Origin of the sequence: Stenotrophomonas sp. HMWF023, from assembly GCF_003060985.1 — a bacterium.
Classification (GTDB): Bacteria; Pseudomonadota; Gammaproteobacteria; order Xanthomonadales; family Xanthomonadaceae; genus Stenotrophomonas; species Stenotrophomonas lactitubi.
This window is the reverse complement of record NZ_QAIJ01000225.1, coordinates 44326-51374: the sequence shown is the minus strand read 5'-3', so window position 1 is coordinate 51374 and position 7049 is coordinate 44326. Positions and strand designations below refer to the sequence as shown.

6 protein-coding genes are annotated in these 7049 nt (G+C 66.1%); all 6 read right to left on the bottom strand.

From position 1 onward, the window contains the following. Positions 1 to 2866 (bottom strand): TonB-dependent receptor (locus tag DBR20_RS12365; RefSeq protein ID WP_108266370.1); only part of this gene is annotated, 2866 nt, incomplete at its 3' end. A 278-nt stretch (positions 2867 to 3144) separates the two neighbouring features. Further along, positions 3145 to 3612, bottom strand: coding sequence for a hypothetical protein (locus DBR20_RS12360; protein WP_108266369.1), 468 nt, complete (start codon positions 3610 to 3612; stop codon positions 3145 to 3147). Positions 3613 to 3902: 290 nt separating this feature from the next. Next, positions 3903 to 4634, bottom strand: a complete 732-nt coding sequence (locus tag DBR20_RS12355; protein WP_108266368.1) for a copper homeostasis protein CutC — start codon at positions 4632 to 4634, stop codon at positions 3903 to 3905. Next, entirely contained in the window at positions 4631 to 5629 is a 999-nt protein-coding gene (locus DBR20_RS12350; protein ID WP_108266375.1) for a N(4)-(beta-N-acetylglucosaminyl)-L-asparaginase, read from the bottom strand. Before DBR20_RS12350 ends, DBR20_RS12355 begins: the two co-directional genes overlap by 4 nt. Positions 5630 to 5681: 52 nt before the next feature. Further along, positions 5682 to 6704, bottom strand: coding sequence for a glucokinase (locus tag DBR20_RS12345; RefSeq protein ID WP_108266367.1), 1023 nt, complete (start codon positions 6702 to 6704; stop codon positions 5682 to 5684). A gap of 85 nt (positions 6705 to 6789) precedes the next feature. Next, positions 6790 to 7049 (bottom strand): hypothetical protein (locus DBR20_RS12340; RefSeq protein WP_108266374.1); only part of this gene is annotated, 260 nt, incomplete at its 5' end.

Below are 7049 nucleotides of genomic sequence, written 5' to 3'. Positions count from 1 at the left end.
CCTTGTGATTCCAGCTGGTCGCGTTGAAAGCGTTGTTCACGTACAGATTGACCTTCATGAACTCGGTCACCTGGTAGCCAACGTTGAAGTTCCAGGTGATGAACGGCCCGACCCGGCCGTAGTAGCGCGCCGTCTGCTGGCCGGCGTTCGGGTTCGTATTGGCCGATCCATCCGGACGCGTGGCAGGCTCCAGGCAGTTCAGCGACGGGCTGTCGCTGGGCACGTAGCCATCGGCGAACGGCAGGCAGCCGCCGGGGTTGTCCAGGCGGTCGGTGCCCCAGTGATAGCGCACGCCCGGCACCGAGCCGATACGGTCGGCATACACGTTGGCATTCCAGTTGCCGCCCTGCCAGGCCAGGCTCGCGCGCAGCTTGCTGCGCAGGTCACGGTCACGGCGCTCGGGGTTGGGGTCGTTGGCGTAGCGCTGCTCCTTCGTGGATATCTGGTTGGTGTAGTTCACCCCCAGCTGGAAGCTGCCCCACGCGGCCGTCTCCAGCCGATAACGCACGCTCAGGTCGATGCCACGGACTTCGCGGCTGGCCAGGTTGAACGGCCCGCGCTCGATCGACACCAACCGCCCGCTGCTGTCACGGTTCACCCGGGCGAGGATGCCGGCGCAGTACTCGCCACCCGCCGGGTTCGCCCACGGCGTACCGTCCATGTTCTTGCCGGTCAGGCAGCCCGCTTCGCTGGCCAGTACTTCGTCCGCACCGACGTCGACGATCATGTCTTCCAGCTTGATCGCCCAGTAATCAGCGCTCATCGACAGGTTCGGCAGCACGTCCCAGACGAAGCCGACCGTCCACGAATCGCCGGTTTCCGAGCGCAGCAGCGGCGTCCCCCGACGGTTCACATCGAACGCATACCAGACATCGGTATTGCCCACGCCGCAGTTGTTGACCAGATAGGCGCCGCTCTCGATGCAGCGCAGGCGGTCGTGGGTCAGCACTTCGGAACTGCTGGCCTGGCCGAGCAGGTAGTGCATGTCCGGCGCGTGGAAGCTGGTCGCGTAGGAGCCACGCACCAGCAGCGACTCGAACGGACGCCATTCCAGCCCGGCGTTCCAGGTGGTTTCCTTCTGGCTGCCGACATCCAGCGCCTCGCCGCCGCCGTCGGCCTTGTAACTGCCGTACCGGTCGTAGCGTGCCGCAGCGGTGGCGATCAGGCTGTCGGCCAACGGGATCTTGAACTCGACACCGGCCGAATAGCGGGTGCGCTCACCACCACCACGATCAACGTTCTGCAGGTCGAAATCGATGCCGGCACGCGGGTCCGGGCTGAGGTGATAGCCCTGCTTCGCCACTTCGGCCACTGCCGCGAACGAAATCGGCCCGGCCCAGCCCTGCAACAGTTCGCCAGTAATGTCGGCAGAAGCCTGGTTGACGTAGGACGACGCGCGATTCTTCGCGACCGTGCCCATCTGCCAGTACTGGTCCGGGGTGATCGGGTTCCACCAGCGCGACTCGTTCAATGCGTAGATGGCCTCACCATCGCCGGTTGTGCCCAGCCGTGGGCCGAGGAAGAAGTCATACGACTTCTGTTCGTCCACCACGTTCTGCCGCTCTTCAACGCGGTAATAGGAACGGCCGACCGTGGCGCTCCAGTCGAAGCGATCGGCCAGGCGTCCGCGCAGGCCTGCGCTGATATCCCACGACAACTCGCGGTTGGTATTGCGCAGCGTGTCCAGGCCACCGACTTCGTTCGGAGTGAACTGGCGCACGCCGAGCACCGGGCGATTGCGGTTGGCATCCCAGTAATAGCCGTTGGCATCGTCGATCAATGAAACGCTGGGTGGATTGGTGCCCCAGATCGCCTCGGACCGGTACACCGCCAGGTTGCTCCAGGCCTGCAGGCCATCACCGAAATCGAAGGTGCCATAGAGATTGCCCGACACATTCTCCGAACCACCGGTCAGCAGCCAGTTGGCGTAGTCGGCGCTCATGCCGCACAGGCGGCCGGTGTTGCTCACCGTATTGGCGTTGTAGTTGTAGACCAGCCGATCAGCGGTGTAGTACTCGCCAGCGAATTTCTCGCAGGTACCGTCCGGCGGTGCCAGGCGCTGGCCATTGCTGGGGTCGATCAGTGCCAGCCCCGCGGTGGGACGGAAACCGACCTTGCGCTGTTCCATGTTCCAGGACGGGTACAGCGCATCGTCAGCGTCGTCCATCTGCGGCCGGTCGCGGCCGAACAGCGGATCGCGCTTGGTGTACTGCAGGGCGTAGGTCACGCTCCAGTTGTCGCCGGTCTTGCCGCCCGCCCAGGACAGATCCCAGGTATCACGCCCGCCTTCGGTCGAGGTGCCGCCGCGCACGCGCACTTCGTCGCCGTCGTAGTTGGTCTTCAGGATGACGTTGACCACGCCGGCGATGGCGTCCGAACCATAGATCGCCGACGCGCCGCCGGTCAGCACTTCGATGCGCTCCACGGCAGCGGCAGGAATGTTGCTGTAGTTGGAGAAATTGGTCTCGCCGCCATACGGCAGCGGGTAGTCGGCCACACGGCGGCCGTTGACCAGCAGCAGGCTGCGGTTGGGGCCCATGCCGCGCAGGTTCAGGCCGCTCGCGTTGGGCGTGTGCGAGCCCCACTGCGATGCCGCTTCGACGGTGCCGGTCGCTTCGGTGAGCGTCTTCAAGGCGTCGTAGACGGTGACGAAGCCTTCCTTCTGGATCTGTGCGGCGGTGATCACATTGACCGGGGCCGGGCCCTCGACGCCGGCGCGCTTGATGCGCGAGCCGGTAACGGTGACGGCATCGAGGTCCTTGGTGGACGACGTGGCCGCTTCCTGTGCGCCCGCTGCGTAGGGCAGCAAGGCAAGGACGAGGGCCTGGGACAGCAGATGACGACGGTTGCGGGCGGACTGAGCCATGGGTGGTTGCTCTTGGATGGTGGACGCGCGGTCGGATGGCGATCCCGGGCGTTGAACCGATCCCTCTCGATTCGATCACCCTCCCCTGTGGATCGATCCAAACTAAAGCATAGCTGAACCACACGCGGCATGCGGCGACGCAACAACGCGCTCCGGCATGTCGTTAACGGTTGCCGGTATCGAAGAAAATCAAAGAGTTGTGAAACATCGTTGAGAGACCGCCGCACGAAGCGATGACACGATTGCGACACTCCCGCGCGGAACGGTTTTGTCCGTCTTCAACGATTCCGAGAGTCCGGTGGATCTAGAACAAACCAGCCATTGCGCAGGGCGTAGTGGCTCGATGCATTGCCTCCGGGTCCGATACCCCACCGCTCGATGGTGAACCCGTCGTCCTGCCAGGTCACGGAAGAAAAGTCGGATTCACTGTCGGGGCTTCCCGAGTTCTGACTGGCGAGGGACACGGTCTCCAGGCAGCTGCTGATCACTAAACTGCCGCGTTCGATGGGCTTCGGCCGGGTCAATTCGTAAACGAACAAATGGATCTCGCGCCCCGCGCCACAGCGGCCCGTTGGATTGGAGGGGTTTGAATCGAACACCTGATACAGCGCCCGAAAGCGTTTGTTTCCAAGCATATGTACGCGAGTGTCGACGAACGCCCCTGTAGCAGAGGGTGCCAGCGTCACCCCGCTCAGCACAGCGCCGGTGCTGCTTCCCTCCGGACCGGCCGCCTTCCAGATCAACACTGGTGGCTGTCCTTCATCTGCAGCTATTGCGGCGGTTGGCAGCAGACAGAGAAGTAGCAAGAGCAGTCGAGGCATGCGGAAGGAGGATCGTTGCCACAGGGAGTTGGACCCCACTATCGACAATCCTTACTTGATCGTCCATTCGGAAACACGGATGCCCCTGCATTCCGCTGTTTGGCGGACGGACTGTCCATCCGCGCATGTCAGAAACGTCACTCTTTGGCAAAGGGTGCGAGTTCGGTAATGGGGTCGGAGCCCTTCTGCGAAGGGATCCGATCCCGAGCCCGCGATCAGCCGTCCAGTGCCTGACGCAGTGCGGCCACGGTGGCGGTTGCGGTCTGGCTCCAGTCCGGGTCCAGCCCGCGCAGGGTCGGGTTCTGGAACTGCATGACCGAACGTCGTTGCCCCTTGGCCGAGGCATGAAGTTCGAGGCAGCCGGTCTGCCGCGCCACGGTGGCGATGTTGCCCGGACCCAGCCCGGCACCGGCCATGACGCTGATCCGGCCGGCCGCCTGTCCGACCAGCGCGGCCAGTACCTCGGCACCGGCTTCGGCCCTGGCCTGGCCGCCGGAGGTCAGCACCCGCTGGCAGCCCAGCCCGATCACCTGTTCCAGTGCCGCAGGCAGATCGCGCGCGGCATCGAACGCACGGTGGAAGGTCACCTGCAGCGGGCCGGCCGCCTGCACCAGTTCCCGGCACAACGACAGGTCGATACCACCCTGCGCATCCAGCGCACCGATTACCACGCCGTCGCAGCCCAGCGCGCGGCACTGCGCGATATCACGCAGCATCAGCTCGGTTTCCAGCGCGTCGTAGTTGAAATCACCGGGGCGCGGCCGCACCAGCACGAACAACGGAATCTGCAGCCGCTCGCGGGCGATGGCGATGCTGGCGAACGACGGGGTGGTGCCGCCTTCGGCGAGGTTGTCGAACAGTTCGATGCGATCAGCACCACCGGCCTGCGCGGCCAACGCCGAGGCCACCGAGTTGCTGGCGATCTCCAGCGTGCGGCGCTCGCTCACGCCTGCGTGCTCGTATAGATCGACGGCGAGTCGCGCAGGTCATCCTGGCGCTGTGCATCGCACACCGCGTAGACGAAGCCGCGATGCAGCGCATAGGCACCGACGTCGCCCTGCTTGTTCATCGCCAGGAAGCAGACCTGCAGCGTACGGCTCGCTTCGGGGCGCTTGCGCACCACGCGATCGATCGCCTCGCGGCAGGCCTGTGCCGGTGAACGGCCCTGGCGCATCAACTCGACCACCAGGAACGAGGCCGCGTTGCGGATCATCTCTTCGCCCACACCCGAGGCGGTGGCGGCGCCCACTTCGTTGTCCACGTACAGGCCGGCGCCGATGATCGGGCTGTCGCCCACCCGGCCGTGCAGCTTCCAGGCCATGCCGCTGGTGGTGCAGGCACCGGCCAGGTTGCCCTTGGCGTCCAGCGCCAGCATGCCGATGGTGTCGTGGTTGTCGCTGTTGCCGGGCAGGCCGCGGCGCTCGGCGTTGATCTGCGGCGCGTACTTCTCGGTCTTCAACCATTCGCGCCACGCCGCTTCGGCCTTCGGAGTCAGCAGGTGCTGGCGCTCGAAGCCCTGCTGCACGGCGAACTGCTGGGCGCCCTCGCCCACCAGCAGCACGTGCGGGCTGTTCTCCATCACTTTGCGCGCCACCGACACCGGATGCAGGATGTCGACCAGCGCAGCGACCGCACCACAGCGGCCATCGCCGTCCATGATGCTGGCGTCCAGGCTCAGCACGCCGTCGCGGTCCGGGTTGCCGCAATGGCCGACGGTGGGGTTGCACAGCTCGCTTTCGGCCCAGCGTGCACCGGCCTCCACCGCATCCAGCGCACTGCCGCCCTGCGCCAGCACTTTCCATGCGGCCTGGTTGGCCGGCACGCCGAAGTCCCAGGTCGATACCACCTTGGCCCCGCCCTGCGTACGCGCCTTCACCACCGGCAACGCTGCCACACCTGCGGCCAGTGCACCGGCCTGCAGGAACTGCCTGCGATCCACCATCTTCGCCTCCGTCTGCATGCTGCGCCCACCGGCCCGATGCCGGCAGCGCCGATCAATCGTGCGCGGGCGTCCGCGCTGCGTGCCAGGCCGCTGCACCAAGCACGCCCAGCTGGCCATGTTCGACCCGCCACACCGGCACCTGGTGCAGCACATCGGTCAGCACGCCCTTGTTGAGGAAGCGCTCACGGAAACGGCCGTCAGCCAGGAAGTCCTGCACATGGGTGGAAATGCCACCGGCCAGGTACACCGAGCGAGCGCCCACCGCGATCGCGGCGTCGCCGGCCAGGCTTCCCAGCCAGGCACAGAACACCTGCAGGGTTTCCACCGCCAACGCATCGTCGCCTTGCCGCGCAGCTGCGATCAGCGCTTCAGTGCTGGTCCACTGCGGAGCCACGCCGCGCAGTTCGCACAGGCAGGGATACAGGTTCATCAGGCCGCTGCCGGACAGCACGCGTTCGTTGTCCACGTGCGGCCAGCGCTGCAGCAGCCGACCCAGTACATGCAGTTCCAGCGCGTTGCCGGCGCCCAATGCAGCGTGGCCGATCTCGCTGGCCAGCACCGGGCGCTCGCCATCGGCGAAGCGCAATGCCGCCCCCAGGCCGGTACCCGGCCCCAGCACCAGCGCCGGGAACGTCGTGGCCGGATCGGCATCGCCGTTCAACGGCACCAGCGTGTCGGCCTGCAGATAGGGAATGGCCAGCGCCACCGCTTCGAAATCATTGATCAGCTGCAGGTCGGGCAGGCCCGACTCGCGGCGCGTTGCCGACAGCGAAACCGTCCACGGCAGATTGGCGTTGATCAGGGTGTCGCCGTCGAGCAGACCGGCGATGGCCAGCGCGGTGGTGGCCATCGGCTGGCCGAGGCTGGCGGTAAAATCGGCCAGGATCGCCGCCAGGCTGGGGTGGTCGGCACAGGCGTAGGTGCGGTAGCTGCCCAGCCGCGGCGCCTGCCCCGGCAGGGTCTCAGCCAGCGCCAGACGGGCGAAGGTACCACCGACATCGGCGACCACCAGACTGCGGGGAACGCCGCTGCGGGCGGGTTCGGATGGAACCGGGGACACTGCTGCAACGTTCACGCTGGCCTGCTTGGATCGATTGAATCGTCCCGATTCTCAGGCATCGGCCGGCCTTTGCCTAGCGCGGCGGCAGTGGCACCCGGGGTCACATGCCTTCCTGCTCGGCCACCTGCACGCCATCCACCAGCACCCGCAGGCGCTGCGGACGGAACCCGGCGAACAGCAGCGGCCGGGTCCGCTCCACCAGCACTTCATGGCCGGCGATATGGCGCTGCCACGACTGTACCAGCGAGAACGAGAAATGCGTGCCCGGATGCAGCGGATGCTGCACCCAGACCTTCTCGCTGGCGCTCTGCAGCATCATCGCGCCGGTGAACCAGTGGCGGCTGAGGGTGACCGGCGTGG

What these genes read in the sequence shown, in the direction of transcription:
- DBR20_RS12350 (WP_108266375.1), bottom strand. Translation starts at nt 5,629, where the DNA reads ATGGTGGATCGCAGGCAGTTCCTGCAGGCCGGTGCACTGGCCGCAGGT.